The organism is Paenibacillus terrae (genome assembly GCF_000943545.1).
Lineage (GTDB): Bacteria > Bacillota > Bacilli > Paenibacillales > Paenibacillaceae > Paenibacillus > Paenibacillus terrae_A.
Genome location: NZ_JTHP01000020.1, coordinates 69,806 through 85,922 on the forward strand (window position 1 = coordinate 69,806; position 16,117 = coordinate 85,922).

The following is a 16,117-nucleotide window of genomic DNA, read 5'->3' on the forward strand; positions in this document are numbered from 1 at the left end:
AGGCGTGTCTATGAAAGCAAGCAGCCCGATCCGTTTCAGCGGATCGGGCTGCTTTATCGTTCAGTAGCCTAAGCCGTGTGAACGTCGTTTAGGAGGTTACGTTCTTTTTATATTTTTCAAAAAAGGCTTTGAAATCGTCGAGTGTATAGCCGTTGTCGGAAGGGCTTTCCTTCAAACCACCTACCATACGCTCTTTTTCTACGCCTTTTTCGTAATAGATGAGCGTAGGGGTGTACTCAATTTTGTACTTGTCCCAGCCGTCCTCATACTCACGCAGGTTAAATTCGTGCATGGTGATGTTCTCCTGCTTGCTCAAAGGCATTAGCTTGGGAGTGGTGGCGCGGCAATGTACACAGTCGGATGCAAAATGATAGACGAAAAAGTTTTCCTTTTTGTCAATTTTGCTTTGCAGATCCTCCGGTTTAATAATCTGCTGATAGTTTGGATCATTCAGCAGCTCTTGGGTGGCAGGCTTTAATGAGGCTGTGGAAACGCCATACAGCTTGTTTTTAGTGCCTGAATTTAAAGCTAGCAGCACCCCAAGCAGAATGACGAGCACAACAAAAAAGCCAATGACAGGTATAAGCTTTTTTTTGTTGGATTTTTGGGTGTTCAATGCCATCTCTCCTATCAAAATACAAAATATGTAGCTATGAATCTCATTATTATACAACATTACAGCTTGTAGTGAAAGTTTGTAAATCACACGGATATTGCAGCTTAACAGTTTGATTATGGTACAATAAATTTTATTTTAACAGGACAGGATGATTATAATTATGGGTGTACAGCTCCCTACTGCATTTGTGAAGCGCATGGAGCAACTGCTCGGCGACGAGTTTGAGGCTTTTATGGCTGCTTATGACCATACGCCTCATGCTGGGATACGCGTCAATACGTTAAAAATTTCGGTGGAGGCGTTTAAGGCGATATCGCCGTTTGAACTGAGGCCAATTCCTTGGTGTGATACAGGTTTTTATGTTCCATACGGCACAAAGCCGGGGTTGCATCCTTATTATCATGCAGGACTGTACTATGTGCAGGAACCAAGTGCAATGTCTCCTGTAGAATTGCTGAATGTTGCTCAGGGTGAGGCTGTATTGGACTTGTGTGCTGCACCGGGCGGGAAATCGACCCAAATCGCGGCCAAGCTGCAAGGAAGCGGTCTGCTCGTAACGAATGATATTAGTGCAGATCGAACCAAGGCGTTGGCTAAAAATGTGGAATTATACGGTGTGCGAAATGCTGTGGTGTTGAATGAAAGCCCGGATCGAATCGCATATGCCTTCCCTCATTTTTTTGACAAAATATTAATTGACGCACCTTGCTCGGGGGAAGGGATGTTTCGCAAGGATGAGGATATGGCGAAGCAATGGGAAAACCATTCGGTGGACAAATGTGTAGTTATGCAGCGGGATATTTTGCGAGTGGCAGCATCTATGTTAAGTGACGGAGGAAGAATTGTTTATTCGACCTGTACCTTTGCACCGGAAGAAAATGAAGGGATGATTGCAGAGTTTCTGGAGGCACATCCTGATTTTGACGTTGTTCCTGCTCCTTCAGGAACGGGCTTTGCTTCAGGCCACCCGGAATGGGTGAGTGAAGCGGTCGCGGCAGCCCATCCGGAACTGCGTGGAACGGCACGCCTTTGGCCCCATCTTATAGAGGGTGAGGGTCATTTTATTGCTGTGTTGCAGCATCAAGGCAGTCGTACAGCTACAGCGGATAATCAGCGTGGAATGGCCGATTCCTTTGAAAGGGATGGGTCTGTCGTTAGGGACGAAAGGGCTTTAAACATAGGTTCGGACCGTGCCCATAAGAAGCAGCGGCTGTCCATCAAGGAAGCGCCAATGGCAAACGGAAAGGGCAGATCTGCAACTGGAGATTACAAACGGAATGGAAAAGGGATGGACGGGGAATCGGGTAAAGGAACGAATGCACGCGGTTCCGGGAACAACAAGTCTAGTTCTGGTAAAGATGCGGCAAAATGGGATGGACGCGGACAATATGATGTACTGGAGTCCTATCCCTATTTTGTACAGGAGCAGCTTGAGGCGTCATTTGCAGGCCATACGGTAGTCTACGGAGATCGGATTTATCAGTCGCCGCTGGAATCTCATCGTCTGGACGGGCTTAAGGTGGTCCGTCCGGGCTGGTTTATGGGAACAGACAAGAATGGTCGGTTTGTGCCTTCGCATCCGCTGGCGGTAGCTTTGCGCCCTTCTGAGGCGGTCAGGAGTATAAACCTCTCCAGCTCAGACACGGATGCCATCCGTTATTTGAAAGGTGAAACGTTATCCATCCCGGCTCAGCGAATGACGCTGCAGAACGAAGCACAGCCCAAAGGCTACACTCTCGTATGTATTGACGGATATTCTGCCGGATGGGGCAAATGGCAGGACGGTATGCTCAAAAATGAATACCCTACAGGCTGGAGGTGGACATCGGTATGAGTGGGAAGGGAAGACAGACGCAGCGTTTGGACAAGGTTCTAACCCATATGGGTTATGGTTCGCGCAGTGATATCAAGAGACAGGTAAAGCAAGGGATGGTCACCGTGAACGGTCGAACTACCAAGGATAGCGGCTTGCAGGTTCATCCGTACGACGATCAAATTGAAGTGAACGGGGAACGGGTTGTTTTTCGGGAATACATTTATATCATGTTACATAAGCCGCCGGGCGTTATATCCGCAACCGAGGATACAAGAGAGCGAACAGTGCTGGATTTGCTGAGTGCGGAGGAACGGCATTTTGAGCCTTTCCCGGTTGGACGGCTCGATAAGGATACGGAAGGGCTGCTATTGTTAACGAACGATGGTAAGCTGGCGCATGAACTCTTGTCTCCACGGCGACATGTTCCCAAAACGTATGAGGCTACGGTGTCGGGACATGTCACGGAAGAGGATATACGTCAATTTGCAGCAGGGGTGGAGCTGGATGACGGCTATGTTACCCTTTCGGCCCAATTGACCATTCTTCGTCATGAAAAAGCACAAGAGGCAGATGAAGAAGTCATTTCATACATTTCACTTGTGATCCATGAAGGAAAGTTTCATCAGGTGAAGCGCATGTTTGAGGCGGTTGGCAAAAAGGTTACGTATTTGAAAAGAACGGCGATGGGTCCGTTAACGCTGGATGATCAGCTTCCTCTGGGCAGCTATCGTGAGCTGACAAACGAGGAGCTGGCATGGATTGGCCGGGATTTGGGATCTGCAACGTCAGAGGCTTGATGGATATAGTGAATCACAGCAAGTACGCTAAAAATATTAAGCATTTACCGATAAATATATCAATGACGCACAGGCTCTTATGGGAGTTCCCTGTGCGTCATTTTACTATACGGACTATGATTTACAGCTAACAGATGGCAGACTGCATGTTTATTGTGCGCGTGCTGCACGGCTTTTTTTCACTTCTGCTGCCGTATAAGCCGTGACCTTGTTTTTGCCCGTTGTTTTGGATATGTACATAGCCTGATCGGCCTGTTTGACCAGTTCATCCGGGTTCATTTCCTTCTTTAACGTGCTGTGCCCGACGCTGATGGTCACAATGCTTTCATCTGCGACCCGTTCACGGATTCGTTCCGCGACCTGTCCGACCTTGGCCCGCCGATCAACCACCATCGCGACCAGCTCCTCGCCGCCGTATCTTCCGGTCAGTCCAATTTCATCCAGTTCTTCTTCCATAATCTGTGCAACCTGTTTAAGCACATCATCCGCGCGGGCATGGCCCTGTGTATCATTCAACTTTTTGAAATTATCAATATCACAAAAAATGACCGACACGCGGATTCCCTGCTCCATATATCGCCGTAATCGCCCCGAAAAGTATTTACGGTTATACAGACCAGTCAAACCATCAGTAATGGAGGAACGGTAAATCCGTTGAAGTAGCTCCACAATCCGTTCGAACAGGATTAGAAACAACGTAGTGTAATACAGCAATGGCAAAAATGACATCCATAGGACTGTGCTTGTTGCACCTTTTTCAGCCAGAATGTCGCCTCGCAACCACAGACTGCCAAGCCAAAGCAAATAGAACAGTAAGCCCAGTGCAAACTTTTTGGGCTGACCGATTCGTGGGATGATGAACACAAGGCTCAAAGTAAGCACAATGAGTCGATAAAGCAGGGTGAACCCGACGAGATTTGCTGCGCTGATCCAACTGGGTAGTATTCCGGCAGCCCATGCGCCAACCGGCAATATCAGTAGCGCCCCCAGCAACAGCAAAGACCATGCTCCCGCACGTTTTAGCTTCCGGTAGAGCTGAAATACGGCGGCATTGGTAAGCACAAAGGCAGCAGCCTCCAGCGTATTTTGCCACACGATTCCTTGTAGCGGCATTTTGCCGCCACCTGCCGAATAGAGATTCATGGCTTCATATGTCATAATAAAAATAGCGGCAACCGAAAAAAGGATATAGGCTTTTTTTCGCTGTCTGCTATATATGATCACGCACATCAGCGCCATCATGAGTATAATATACAAACCGCAGGCGGCACTTACAGCCCCGGCCAGAGATGGGAAACCGAAGGTTCCCGATAAGGACAACAACGTCAACGTCACCGACTCCATCTGTATAGATAGTGAGTCTATTGAACGGGGAATATGGTTCCCATACAATAGACAGGATTTATTCCATTTAAAATGTTATAATTTTCTTTTGTACTTAGTAATTATTCTCAATATATCATTTTTCAGAAAATCCGGAAACCTATACATACAACCTGTGTTCCGGGCAGTACAACGCTTGAAGGGGGAAGCACGTCATGAAATTGCTACAGGCTCTCTTTTTCCCACCCGAGCAACCGGGCGGCGTTTCATCTATGATTCCATATCTGCAAGAGCGATTTATGTCCCCGCGTTGGGAAATGGAGCTATTTTCAATCCCTAAACGAATTCGCAACAAGGGCAGGGAAGAAGTATTATTTGATACCTTTGACTGGACGCAATATGAACAATATCCGATTGTCCAAAAATATATACAGACGTACCGTGACTATTTGTGGTGGACTCGGCTTCGCATTCAGAAGCCCTTTGATCTCATTCATGCTCATCACCCGATTGCCGGAATTGCTATGAAAACTGTTTTTCCAGACATCCCGCTCGTTCAGACGATTCACTCTTCTTATGAGAAGGAGTTAATTCTAAACGGTAAAATAGAGGAGAACGGGCCTGAGCATCAATTTCTGGTGTCCTTGTATCGGGAGTTGGAGCATAAGGCGGATCGCCTGATTGCAGTATCCCGCTCTTTCCAGCATTACTTGATGCCATATGTACAAAATCCGCAAGATATTGTGGTCATTCCGAATGGATATGATGAGAAGCGCTTCAAGCCCATACCACATGAAAATGAAGTGACACAGCTTATAACTGTTTGTCGCCTTGTCCCTGCCAAAGGGCTGGATACTTTGTTACAGGCCTGTGCCGAGCTGAAAAAGAGAAATCAAAATTTTGTGCTGCATATTATCGGAGATGGTCCCATTCGACCCGAGCTGGAAGAGATGGCGCGACAGTTGGATATTTACCATGAAACGATCTTTTATGGATACACGCTTCATCCGGAAGAGTTTATGCCTTTCTTTGATGTGTTTGTTTTGCCTTCACGAGCGGAAGCCTTTGGTTCCGTGTTTGCGGAGGCAGCTTTGAGCTGTTTGGCTTTGGTGGGTACAGAGGTGGGAGGAATACCGGAGCAAATTGATGATGGAGTAAATGGTCTGCTTGTGCCACCCGACAGTCCGAGGGCACTGGCAGACGCATTGGAAAAGGTCATCGCAGACCCTGCCTATCGTTATGAGCTGGCGCGATCTGCTTGCGACAAGGCTAAATCGAGCTATTCCCTGAGCAGGGCTGTTAATGAGCTAAAGAAAATGTATTTGAAATTCCAGCACTAACCATGGCGTGTATCACCTGATTTTGAATCAGAATGCCGGAAGCTGGAGCGAGGACGCGAGGAACGGAAGGGTCCCCCCCGTCCTGCCATGATCAGCTTGCCCACCCACATCAGGCTAAGTATCCCGAAAATGGGATATAGAATAGACAGCAGTGAGCTGAAACCAAACTGACTGATTAGAAAACATGTGAGCATAATGAATAGTGTGATGAGCTTAGGTGAAATTTGGATATGCTGGCGGATTTGCAGACTGACACCGTAAATGTCGGCCACGAAGGTACTGAAAATTTCCATGAAAATGAGTAAAATGTAAATGATTTCGACCAAGGCCCCCAGACGATAAGCAATGCTTCCCATCGGGATCTCAAATTGCCGAATTCCCGGCATATGTGCCGACATGGCAAAGTGAGCAGACATGAGCATAAACCCGACGCCGATCCCGCCCAAAATCCCGCCCCAGCGGATCGTTTTGCGGGAGAAGGTTTGGCTGCCGAGTGGTACAAGCACTGCTTGGGCCATTGCCAGATTGAAGGAAGTATACAGCAGCGGAGAAAGCCAAGCTCGCAGCATGCTATAATCGGACGTATTTGTAATAAAGCTCTGGGGATTTGGCATAGAGAGTGTGCTGTGAACAAGCAGGATAGACATGATCATCATCATAGGGACAACAATAGTGTTCATATGCAGGATAGCCTTGATGCCTTTACTCAGGAGCAGATACGTTCCAATGAGTGTAATGAGCAGTCCGGTCTGGTAATGCAGGTGAAGGCGTTCCACGAAAACGGAGCCGGCGCCTGCCAGCATGACGCTGTTGACGCAGACCAATATAATGAGCGTGAACCAGCTGATCCATTTTCCGACTTTGGTGCCAAAAAGGTGTCTGTTCAGATCCTCATAGGACCGGGCCGAAATATCATGAGCGATCAGCATCATTTTCGTACCCAGCCATACAAATATGAGTGTGGACAGCATGATGGTGAGTGTAGCCCAACGTCCGTACTGTGTAAAAAACTGCAATATTTCTTGTCCAGTAGCAAATCCGGCACCGACGACTGTTCCGATGTATGTAAAAGCAATCTGCAAAACATGAATATTACGTTTCATCCCCAGCCCCTCCTTGCCTGCTTGAATAACGCTGTAGCGAGCATATAATACAAACTATGTTCAACTGAAATGGGACATGACTGGATGAGACTGAAAATAATTATAGTGAATTTAACGAATAGCTTGACGGGAGCGTAATTTATGGGTCAAATCCTTGCATGGATACTGGAATACGGATATTTGGCAATGTTCGGCTTGCTTGCCCTTGGAGTAGCCGGTATGCCGATACCTGACGAAGTGCTGATGATCGCCTTCGGCGGGCTCGTGTCTCAAGGACACTACAACTTTATTGCCGCGCTGGCAGTCACATTTTCCGGAAGTATGACGGGCATGATGCTTAGTTATACGCTCGGTCGTTTGCTAGGCAAGCCGCTGCTGCACCGATACGGTAAATGGGTGAGGCTTACGCCATCGAGAATTGCTTCTTCCGAGAACTGGTTCGGACGCTACGGCACTTGGGGCATTCTTTTCGGTTACTTTGTTCCTGGCTTGAGACATGTGTCCTCATATCTGGCAGGTACGACCCGTTTGAGTGTCTTTCGCTATATGATGTATGCATCGGCGGGCGCATTGCTGTGGTGCGGCACGTTTCTGGGAATTGGACATGCGGTGGGCATGCACTGGGAACAGGTGGCGAAGCTGATGGAGAAGGTGACACATCGGATAGGGCTGGCGGTCATTCTTCTGATTATTTTGGGAGGAATAGTCGCGTGGTTTTGGAATAAGCGTAAAAAAAATGTCACATGAAGGTATGGGAAAGCAAGCTATGGCTTGAAAGCGTCAGGTGATGTATGGTACTTTTACCGCATAGGAATGCCGTGGGAGGTCATGGAATGGAAGTATTAAAGGAACGGATTTTAAAAGAAGGCGTCGTTGCGTCGGATCAGGTGTTGAAGCTGGATGGATTACTTAATCACCAGGTGGATCCGGAGTTGACGATGGAAATGGGACGAGAGTTCGCAGCCCGTTTCCGGGAAGAGAATATTACGAGAGTGGTAACCGTGGAATCCTCGGGTATTGCCATAGGTTTCGCAACAGCATTGGAACTGGGTGTACCGCTGGTGTTTGCCCGCCGCAAAAAGACTTTATTGGCCGACCCGGACGCATTATGCGAACGTGTGCCTTCCTTTACGAAAGGCATTGTCACGGACATTATGCTGTCCCGTCAATTTATTCATGAGCATGACCGTGTTCTGTTCATTGATGATATTATCGCCAATGGTGATGCCGCAAGAGGTATGGTCAAAATCATTCAACGCTCCGGCGCGGAGCTAGTCGGATTCGGCGTGGCCGTGGAAAAATGCTTCCAAGCCGGGGCGAGAACGATCCGTGAGCAGGGTATACGGGTAGAGTCGCTTGTCAGAATTTCATCGTTAACTGACGGCAAGATTGAGTTTGCCGAATAGTAACAATTCAAAAGCTGCTGATCCTTATTTCTAATAATAACCTTTGCATGAGCTACAATTTCGCTTATAATATAGATAAGGTTTTGGGAGAGGAGGCAGCAACATGGGGAAAGAGCAATTGACCGAACAGTTTTTTCTGGAAAAACTGGCAGCGGCTAAAGTACATTTTGAACGTGCCTTGGATTGTAAGCATACGGAATTTGACGATTTATATCCCTATATGATTGAACATCCTCAGTTTTTTTGGTACAAACGCTATGTGGCCTGGTCTGAGTTGTTGACGTTGGTTAACTTATGCGAAGAATTGTCCTTCTCTTGGAAAGAAGAATTTACTGCCCACCAAGTGGAATACGTAGATCAGAGAGTGTTGTCTGCACAAGTGCTGGACTTCTGGTATGAGAAGAACGATACAAAAGAACATGATCACAGTGTAAATCAGTCGGGATAATTTGTCGCTCTGTTGGCAATCCATATAAGTAGTAAGCGGGAAGAGACCTAAATGATTTTGTTTAGGTCTCTTTTTAAACTTTTTAATGTGCATAGATGATAGCTGCCGTGTTAGAAACGATTGTATAAGGGGGGACAGGGATGATTAATGATGAAGAATTAGACGCCTATCGGCTCTCCGGTGAGAAGGTGCGCGTCGTGCGGGATGGGCTGGAGTCCAACGATGTGGTAGGCATAGTGCTGGCGTGGGACGAGGAGCAGGTGCTTATCCGCCGCCAGAATCGGCGTGTGGTCAAGCTGGATCGCAGTTATACATATCAGCCGTTCAGCGAGCCGCGTCACAATCCGGTAGAACTGGATTAGAGGAATGGGCTTTGGGCTGGCTGGATAAAAGGGTTTGAAGTGACTGGATAAAATAGGTATACGTGTTGATGGCATATGCAGCCTGTAAACCGGACACAGTACATAAGAATATACTCCATATGAGAGGGTGTGCTGTGTCTTGACGGTTATGAATGAGAAAATACATGCGTATAAGGATCAAATCAGTCATTTAGAAGATAAGCTGCCGGAGGTAGTTCATGCCTATCATCGTTTCACCGGAGAGTGCTTTCAAGCCGGGAGTTTAGACGAGAAAACCAAGCAACTGATTGCGCTCGGCATTGGCTTATTTGCCAACAACGAGGTTTGTACGTTTTATCATGTGGACGAGGCCCGGTCCAAAGGAGCCAGTGATCAGGAGATTATGGAGACCATTGCTGTAGCTGCAGCGGTAGGCGGAGGACACGCTCTTAGCCAAGGGGTTACTCGTGTACAGAAGGCGCTGCAATAAAGCGAATGATTTATGGGAATTCTTTATACACCGTTCATAGCGGGTAGGAATGGATAACGATAGCTGATGTTTATGTAAAGAAGCTTCCGAGCACGGTTGGTGTCTGCGGAAGCTTCTTTTGTTTGCGGGCTGTGCGGGGATTATGCACTTCCGCTTGCGGCAGAAGCAGCAGGGCGAAGCGATTTACGCTTATAGGCCGAGGAGGATGTAACCAGACTTCGTTCAACAAACCGTAGGGGCTTGGAAGCTAAGCGGCTGTCTGGAAACTCGGGGTGATGTTTTTCGGGTAAAGGGGAGGCAGCTGTATGAGGCATAGAGGTTGAGAGCCCCAGATAAGCGCGCATTCGTTCATACATTTCTTTGCGGAATACAGGCATAGCCATACTGAACTGCTCTTTATTTCCTTTACTTATATAGGTGGCGTGAACGCCTGAGTGGTTTTGTTGTATGTCCAAAACACGAATATGACATTTATTAAATTCATGTTTTATTTCAGATAGTAAGATTCCGGTACGATCTACTCCTGCGTTAACCATTTCGACATAAAGATCAGGCGTTTTCAGCATACCGCTTTCTTCAAGAATAAGACTGTCCCGCTCAAATACTTTTTGAATAAAGGTTAGGAGTAGATAACTTTTTACAAGAGACGATTCATTATGAGCAGTAACTGAAGAGATCATAACCATTCACCGCCTTAGGAAAATGTGATGATAATCCATATCTGACTGAACGAAAAGAACTAGCGTTCTCAGGAACTTATGTTCTTATTTTAGTGTATTATTCCTAATTTATCAAGAGAAAATGAAAATATATAGTGTTTGACTTCTTCTTATGAGCATGGTAAGATCTATCTTGTCGCTAAGAAAGATTGATCTTTCGAGGACAAACGACAACATATATGCGGTCGTGGCGGAATTGGCAGACGCGCACGGTTCAGGTCCGTGTGGGCTAACCCCCGTGGAGGTTCGAGTCCTCTCGACCGCATCATCTTAAAAATGAACGCTCTTGAATTTCCCCTGTGGAGATTCAGGAGCTTTTTGCATATTCGGGATATGTAAAGTGGTACTCATGACACCCATATGTAACCCCTCATGAATGTTTGCTGCATTGGTGTAAGCGTCTAAATCGCCAAGTACGAGAATGACTGTAGATGCAATCTTGATTTTGATTTGTTTCTGGCGGCGGCCTTCAAAATCTGGCTGGACATTCTATAATAGCAAGGAGTATCATGACTGTTTCTGAAAAATCCAACTTTATATCCCACCAACAAAAGAGTCTGTAGTCCTGAAATGGTATGGGGTCCTTTTTGGTGTTTAATGCTTAACCGTCAGACGACAGCAAGCGGCACATCATTTCCTCGTATCGGCGTTCATATAATGTACATCATGACGTTATATGGAGGTACAAGAGAATGGGAGATGCACGGAGCGCAGTCGATGAGGGGACAAGGAAGCTGAGGAACTTTTTTATGCGCCAGCAGCATCAAGACGGATCATGGCATTTTTGCTTTGAGAACGGGGTGACGATGGATGCTTATGTCATGATCCTCTTTCGGATATTGGATATACAGAATGAAGAGCTGATCCGGCGTCTGCATGATCGCATCCTTGCGGAGCAGCAGCCGGAAGGCTGTTGGCGTTGGTACCGGGACGAGCAAGAAGGTAATTTATCCGTTTCCATTGATGCCTATTATGCCCTGCTCTATTCCGGGTACAGTGAACCGACGGACGAGTCCATGGAACGGGCCAGGCGTTACATCCAATCGCAAGGTGGACTGGGGAAATCGACCAGCATTCTGACAAAGGCGATTCTTGCTGCAACGGGGCAGCGCAAATGGCCAGCATCGATCTCGTTCATACCGCTGGAGATCATCCTTTTTCCTGCCTATATGCCAATTAATCTGTATGAATTCTCAGGTTATTCCCGCATCCATCTGATCCCTATGCTGATCATGGCGGACCGGAATTTCTCTATATCAACGAATAAGGCTCCCATTGTATCCGATCTGTTCGATTCACGCTATGATGACGATGAGCCGCAACCCCAGGAGCACCGGGAGATCGCGGAAAGCATACGTATCGGTCTCAGCAGACTTCTCGGAACTCCCCGTTATATCCATGAAGCAGCTCTAAACAAGGCGGAGCAGTTCATGCTGAATCGAATCGAATCGGATGGCACCTTATACAGTTATGCGAGCAGCACCATTCTCATGGTTTTTGCCCTGCTTGCACTGGGCTATGATAAACGGCATCCGCTTATTTTAAAGGCCGTTCAAGGGTTGACAGAGATGCAGTACCGCTTTGACGGTAAAGCTACCATTCAGAATTCGCCCTCAACGATCTGGGATACGGCCTTGATCTCCTATGCGCTGCAGGAGTCCGGCGTCGCCGGGGATCATGAGGCCGTGCAGCGGTCGGCAGCCTATCTCTTATCCAGACAACAGGACAAAGCGGCGGATTGGAGTGTTCATAATCCGGATACGGTTCCTGGCGGCTGGGGATTCTCCGAGACCAATACCTTAAATCCCGATGTAGACGACACAACAGCCGCTTTAAGAGCGATTCACTGCCTGTCCCGTACGGATCCTAAATATCGTGACTCATCCACCCGGGGACTAAACTGGGTTATGTCTATGCAAAATAAAGACGGCGGTTGGCCTGCGTTCGAAAAAAACACCAATAAGAAAATGCTCACATGGCTGGCCATAGATGGTGCCAAGTCCGCCGCTATCGACCCTTCGGGAGCCGACCTTACTGGACGCACATTGGAATACCTCGGAAATTGTTGCGGATTCGACACGAGGCACGATTTCATCAAACGGGGGGTCAACTGGCTGATCTCCCATCAGGAGAAAGACGGATCATGGTATGGAAGATGGGGGATTTGTTACATTTACGGCACTTGGGCGGCACTGACTGGTTTAGAGGCTGCCGGGCTCCCGGCGGACCATACTTCGATTCAAAAAGGAGCGGAATGGCTCTTGCAGATTCAGAATTCGGATGGGGGCTGGGGTGAATCCTGCATCAGCGACCAGGTGATGAAATACATGCCCTTAGGGGAAAGCACGCCATCCCAAACTGCGTGGGCACTCGATGCACTCATCGCGGTTCAGCCGCAGCCGTCTGCTGCCGTAAATAGAGGAATATACAAGTTGATGGAATTGCTGCAAAACGACGATTGGCCGACCGCATATCCCACGGGCGCCGGGCTCCCGGGTAACTTCTATTCTCATTATCATAGCTATCGTTACATCTGGCCGCTTCTGACCCTAAGCCATTATAAGAAGAAATACGGGGAATAAGGAGCCATACTGCATCAATATTCCCCATAGAATGAAGGTATTGGTCAGGGGAGGAGAGAGGCCTCCCCGAAGCTGTCGCTTCGTTAATTTGTCAATGGTAGAGAGTGTGGCTGGTTCGGTTGTCGTTCTCTCCGAGTTCTCTCAAACGTCCAAAATCGACCACATTTGCCGACTTGCCGGGCGCTTGAATTAGACGAAAAAACCGTCAAAAACCTTGATTTTACAAGGGTTTTGACGGTTTTTTAATTCGGTTCCATTGACTTATATTCCGCTAGGATCCCAATCGCATACGCGGTTCAGGTCCGTGTGGGCTAACCCCCGTGGAGGTTCGAGTCCTCTCGACCGCATCATCTTATAAAATACAGGTTCGTGAATTGCTTTTGTAGCAGCTTATGGACCTTTTTATATGCTTAAGAGATTTAAGCTGTTGCTTAAGACCTGTGTCGAATAAATTTCTAAGCTATAATTCAGGTGTTCATAACTTTTGGCCATTATGGAATCAAATCACTCACCTTGATCAGCAAATGCTGCTGTCTAAACAATAACGAATAAAACAACTGCCGCTCGTAAGATATAGCGGCAGTTGTTGAGTATTAACTGCATGAAATTACTGTATCAGGACTCAGCATCTCCTCTTTTCTTTGAGCGCGCCCCTGCCAAACGGACTACTAGCGAAGCTACCACCAAAAATGCAGTTACACCCACAATGATAACAAAAAAGGATTGATCAAAAGCAGAACGGCCTGCAGCTTTCAATGCCTCTGCAGCCTGTGCAGGCAAACCCTCTGCAACCAGGAGTGCTTCATCCAGGCTGTCTTTCACATTCGCAGGAACATGGAGTCCCGAAGGGACTTTCATAGCCAGAGTATACACAAGGGTTGACATGCTTCCGATGATAGCAATCCCCGATGCTCCCCCCATTTCATAGGCAACTTCCTCAATGGATGCAGCCATACCTGCTTTCTGAGGGGGTGCAAAGTTCATAATGGAATGAGATGCCGCTGTCATACCTGCTCCCAAGCCTGCACCAAGCAGGGCCAATCCAAGGATCTGCCCGGCAATGCCTGAATTAAATTGCATAAGATAGATGCCCATACCCAGACCGGCAATCAGAAGAGAGATGCTCTTAATACGGATAACGTCATAGCGATGCAATATGGACCCGGTTAACGGGCCGGCAATGAGAGATGCAATCGGTATGCTTATCGTGTACAGTCCTGCTTGGAGAGGTGACAGACCTTCCACCAGTTGAAGACGCTGGGTTACAATATATTGAATCCCCATCTGTGCAAATGCACCCACTAAGGCAGTTATAAATCCGGTGCTGAACCTTGTGATTTTGAATAAAGTAAGATCAATAAGAGGGCTGGCGCTTTTATTTTGACGACGGATAAAGATGATAAGTGCCAAAACGCCGATAACCGCACCTATTACGGCCAATATTGGAGACCCGTCACGACGGGCAAACTCTTTGATTGAATAGATGAGTCCCACCATGGCGATCATGATTTGGATGGAACCGGTAAGATCCCATTTTTTCTCTTTATTGCCCGTATGTTTTGGAACATAAATCAGAGTTAATGCAAAAGCAATGATCGCAATCGGCAAGTTAATCAAAAATACAGAACCCCACCAAAAATGCTCTAAAAGAAGCCCGCCGACGATAGGACCTAGTCCTGCACCTCCTGCGGAAACGGAGCCCCAAATTCCGATCGCTAATCCACGCTCGCGTTCATCGGTAAATGTAATCCTAATGATTGACAAGGTAGCAGGCATCATCATAGACGCTCCGACTGCAAGAAGAACCCGAGATGCCACTAATACAAGGGGCACGGGAGAAAAGGCGGCAGTAAGCGAAGCAGCAGCAAATACAAGCAAACCGAGGGTAAAGATTTTTTTATAACCCAATCGGTCTCCAAGCGTTCCCATTGCTGGTAGCAGACCCGCCATAACGAGCGAATACCCATTCAGAATCCATAATTTTTCTGACGCGGAAGCACCGAGGTCATGGGTTAGGCTTGGCAATGCCGTGTAAAGGATGGTCATATCCATTACAATAAGTAAAAGTGCGCTTGATACGATAGCCAGAATCATCCAACGTTTGAATTTAGACATGTTTTCCTCCGTTAATACAAATTTAAGGTATTGCAATTAAAACTTTAAACTATAGGGTTACCGTATACTCAAGTAAAAATTCATGGGGTATACTAAAATTATTAGGTTTCTAAAATCATAACGGAGGAAGAGTTATGTCAAAAAGTCACAGCCAATACTTTACTACCAGTGAGCTCGCCAAAACTTGCGGAGTTACCAAACATACCCTGTTCCATTATGATGATATTGGACTCTTAAAACCAGAATTCACAAACTCAAAAGGCTATCGTTATTACTCCATTCAGCAATGTTACACGCTTGATATTATTAATGTACTGAAGAAGGCGGGGAGTTCACTACAGGAAATCAAGGGATTTATTCAGAATCAGAACACGCCTCTACTCATAGAACTGTTCAAACAGAAACTGCATGACCTGGAAGTAGAACGGATTAGAATAAAACGGTTGCAAGGCCTTTTGAAAGGTGCCATTGAAATGACGGAGCAAGCTAACGGAGAGTTACACGATGGGCCGTCGATTGAGGAATGTGAAGAGGAATATTTCATTGCCACACCATTGGAACAGGGAGATGGTGATAAGGAGTTTGCTCACAAATTAAGCGAACATCGAGATTATTGCGAAAATCACTTTATTGATTACGAGTTTCCGATCTGGACGATTTTATGCAAGGATCGTTTTGAGTCAGGCGATTATTATACGGACTATATTGCCAATAAACTCAAGGCTCCGATTTTGGGGGAGAGAATGATCATTAAGCCCCAAGGGCTCTATGCAGTCATGAATCACAGAGGATCATATGAAACAATGTCAGAAACGTATTCCATTATAAGAAAATATATAGAGAGTAATGGGAAGGCTGTATGCGGAAATGCGTACGCGGTGGAGTTGCTCAGCTATTTCGCAGAAAAAAATCCGGACGACTATGTAATACGGATATCGGTTGAGGTTTGTAAAGGGAGAAAATTTCTTTTATAAGGTTACCCTTTAAGATAGGATAGAAAATAACGCACTTTATGATG

At 46.8% G+C, this 16,117-nt stretch carries 15 protein-coding genes and 1 tRNA gene; 11 read left to right on the forward strand and 5 right to left on the reverse strand.

The window, feature by feature from the left end; all coding sequences use genetic code 11:
* Positions 1–88: 88 nt before the first annotated feature.
* Positions 89–616, reverse strand: a complete 528-nt coding sequence (locus tag QD47_RS12105) for a thioredoxin family protein (RefSeq protein WP_044646358.1) — start codon at positions 614–616, stop codon at positions 89–91.
* Positions 617–779: 163 nt separating this feature from the next.
* On the opposite strand from QD47_RS12105, the gene QD47_RS12110 reads away from it, so the two are divergent.
* Together QD47_RS12110 and QD47_RS12115 are read left to right on the forward strand one after the other, a co-directional pair.
* The gene (locus QD47_RS12110; protein WP_044646359.1) at positions 780–2,453 is read left to right on the forward strand and encodes an RsmB/NOP family class I SAM-dependent RNA methyltransferase; all 1,674 of its coding nucleotides are present in this window, start codon (positions 780–782) and stop codon (positions 2,451–2,453) included.
* Positions 2,450–3,232, forward strand: a complete 783-nt coding sequence (locus QD47_RS12115) for a pseudouridine synthase (RefSeq protein WP_044646360.1) — start codon at positions 2,450–2,452, stop codon at positions 3,230–3,232. Before QD47_RS12110 ends, QD47_RS12115 begins: the two co-directional genes overlap by 4 nt.
* A 150-nt stretch (positions 3,233–3,382) precedes the next feature.
* Here QD47_RS12115 and QD47_RS12120 read toward each other — a convergent pair whose 3' ends face one another.
* Positions 3,383–4,561, reverse strand: coding sequence for a GGDEF domain-containing protein (locus QD47_RS12120; protein ID WP_235332255.1), 1,179 nt, complete (start codon positions 4,559–4,561; stop codon positions 3,383–3,385).
* A 209-nt stretch (positions 4,562–4,770) separates the two neighbouring features.
* Here QD47_RS12120 and QD47_RS12125 point away from each other — a divergent pair, with 209 nt between their 5' ends.
* A complete protein-coding gene (locus QD47_RS12125) occupies positions 4,771–5,895 on the forward strand; it encodes a glycosyltransferase family 4 protein (RefSeq protein WP_044646362.1) in 1,125 nt (374 codons plus the stop codon).
* On the opposite strand, the gene QD47_RS12130 is transcribed toward QD47_RS12125, so the two are convergent.
* Positions 5,892–6,998 carry a YkvI family membrane protein gene (locus tag QD47_RS12130; RefSeq protein WP_044646363.1) on the reverse strand — a complete coding sequence of 369 codons (1,107 nt, stop codon included), beginning with the start codon at positions 6,996–6,998 and terminating at the stop codon, positions 5,892–5,894. The two genes, QD47_RS12125 and QD47_RS12130, sit on opposite strands and share 4 nt — an antisense overlap.
* 141 nt (positions 6,999–7,139) lie before the next feature.
* Between QD47_RS12130 and QD47_RS12135 the strand changes: the two genes are divergently transcribed.
* From QD47_RS12135 to QD47_RS12155, 5 genes are all read left to right on the forward strand, one after another.
* Positions 7,140–7,745: a DedA family protein gene (locus QD47_RS12135; protein ID WP_044646364.1), complete on the forward strand. Its 606-nt coding sequence runs from the start codon at positions 7,140–7,142 to the stop codon at positions 7,743–7,745.
* A gap of 86 nt (positions 7,746–7,831) precedes the next feature.
* The gene (locus tag QD47_RS12140; RefSeq protein WP_025686483.1) at positions 7,832–8,404 is read left to right on the forward strand and encodes a xanthine phosphoribosyltransferase; all 573 of its coding nucleotides are present in this window, start codon (positions 7,832–7,834) and stop codon (positions 8,402–8,404) included.
* A gap of 103 nt (positions 8,405–8,507) precedes the next feature.
* Complete coding sequence (locus QD47_RS12145; RefSeq protein WP_007429850.1) at positions 8,508–8,852, forward strand: hypothetical protein; 345 nt, start codon at positions 8,508–8,510, stop codon at positions 8,850–8,852.
* A gap of 140 nt (positions 8,853–8,992) precedes the next feature.
* Positions 8,993–9,214, forward strand: coding sequence for a hypothetical protein (locus tag QD47_RS12150; protein WP_044646365.1), 222 nt, complete (start codon positions 8,993–8,995; stop codon positions 9,212–9,214).
* A 139-nt stretch (positions 9,215–9,353) separates the two neighbouring features.
* Positions 9,354–9,683, forward strand: a complete 330-nt coding sequence (locus QD47_RS12155; RefSeq protein ID WP_044646366.1) for a carboxymuconolactone decarboxylase family protein — start codon at positions 9,354–9,356, stop codon at positions 9,681–9,683.
* A gap of 140 nt (positions 9,684–9,823) precedes the next feature.
* On the opposite strand, the gene QD47_RS12160 is transcribed toward QD47_RS12155, so the two are convergent.
* Positions 9,824–10,363 carry a hypothetical protein gene (locus QD47_RS12160; RefSeq protein WP_044646367.1) on the reverse strand — a complete coding sequence of 180 codons (540 nt, stop codon included), beginning with the start codon at positions 10,361–10,363 and terminating at the stop codon, positions 9,824–9,826.
* Between the two features lie 220 nt (positions 10,364–10,583).
* Here QD47_RS12160 and QD47_RS12165 point away from each other — a divergent pair.
* Positions 10,584–10,667 (forward strand) — tRNA-Leu (locus QD47_RS12165).
* A 427-nt stretch (positions 10,668–11,094) separates the two neighbouring features.
* Positions 11,095–12,984 carry a squalene--hopene cyclase gene (gene shc / locus QD47_RS12170; RefSeq protein WP_044646368.1) on the forward strand — a complete coding sequence of 630 codons (1,890 nt, stop codon included), beginning with the start codon at positions 11,095–11,097 and terminating at the stop codon, positions 12,982–12,984.
* 615 nt (positions 12,985–13,599) lie between these two features.
* Here shc and QD47_RS12175 read toward each other — a convergent pair.
* Complete coding sequence (locus tag QD47_RS12175; protein WP_044646369.1) at positions 13,600–15,099, reverse strand: MFS transporter; 1,500 nt, start codon at positions 15,097–15,099, stop codon at positions 13,600–13,602.
* Between the two features lie 134 nt (positions 15,100–15,233).
* Between QD47_RS12175 and QD47_RS12180 the strand changes: the two genes are divergently transcribed.
* Positions 15,234–16,073, forward strand: a complete 840-nt coding sequence (locus QD47_RS12180; protein ID WP_044646370.1) for a MerR family transcriptional regulator — start codon at positions 15,234–15,236, stop codon at positions 16,071–16,073.
* The last annotated feature ends 44 nt before the right edge of the window (positions 16,074–16,117 follow it).

What these genes read in the sequence shown, in the direction of transcription:
- QD47_RS12110 (WP_044646359.1), top strand. Translation starts at nt 780, where the DNA reads ATGGGTGTACAGCTCCCTACTGCATTTGTGAAGCGCATGGAGCAACTG.
- QD47_RS12115 (WP_044646360.1), top strand. Translation starts at nt 2,450, where the DNA reads ATGAGTGGGAAGGGAAGACAGACGCAGCGTTTGGACAAGGTTCTAACC.
- QD47_RS12125 (WP_044646362.1), top strand. Translation starts at nt 4,771, where the DNA reads ATGAAATTGCTACAGGCTCTCTTTTTCCCACCCGAGCAACCGGGCGGC.
- QD47_RS12130 (WP_044646363.1), bottom strand. Translation starts at nt 6,998, where the DNA reads ATGAAACGTAATATTCATGTTTTGCAGATTGCTTTTACATACATCGGA.
- QD47_RS12135 (WP_044646364.1), top strand. Translation starts at nt 7,140, where the DNA reads ATGGGTCAAATCCTTGCATGGATACTGGAATACGGATATTTGGCAATG.
- QD47_RS12140 (WP_025686483.1), top strand. Translation starts at nt 7,832, where the DNA reads ATGGAAGTATTAAAGGAACGGATTTTAAAAGAAGGCGTCGTTGCGTCG.
- QD47_RS12145 (WP_007429850.1), top strand. Translation starts at nt 8,508, where the DNA reads ATGGGGAAAGAGCAATTGACCGAACAGTTTTTTCTGGAAAAACTGGCA.
- QD47_RS12150 (WP_044646365.1), top strand. Translation starts at nt 8,993, where the DNA reads ATGATTAATGATGAAGAATTAGACGCCTATCGGCTCTCCGGTGAGAAG.
- QD47_RS12160 (WP_044646367.1), bottom strand. Translation starts at nt 10,363, where the DNA reads ATGATCTCTTCAGTTACTGCTCATAATGAATCGTCTCTTGTAAAAAGT.
- shc (WP_044646368.1), top strand. Translation starts at nt 11,095, where the DNA reads ATGGGAGATGCACGGAGCGCAGTCGATGAGGGGACAAGGAAGCTGAGG.
- QD47_RS12175 (WP_044646369.1), bottom strand. Translation starts at nt 15,099, where the DNA reads ATGTCTAAATTCAAACGTTGGATGATTCTGGCTATCGTATCAAGCGCA.
- QD47_RS12180 (WP_044646370.1), top strand. Translation starts at nt 15,234, where the DNA reads ATGTCAAAAAGTCACAGCCAATACTTTACTACCAGTGAGCTCGCCAAA.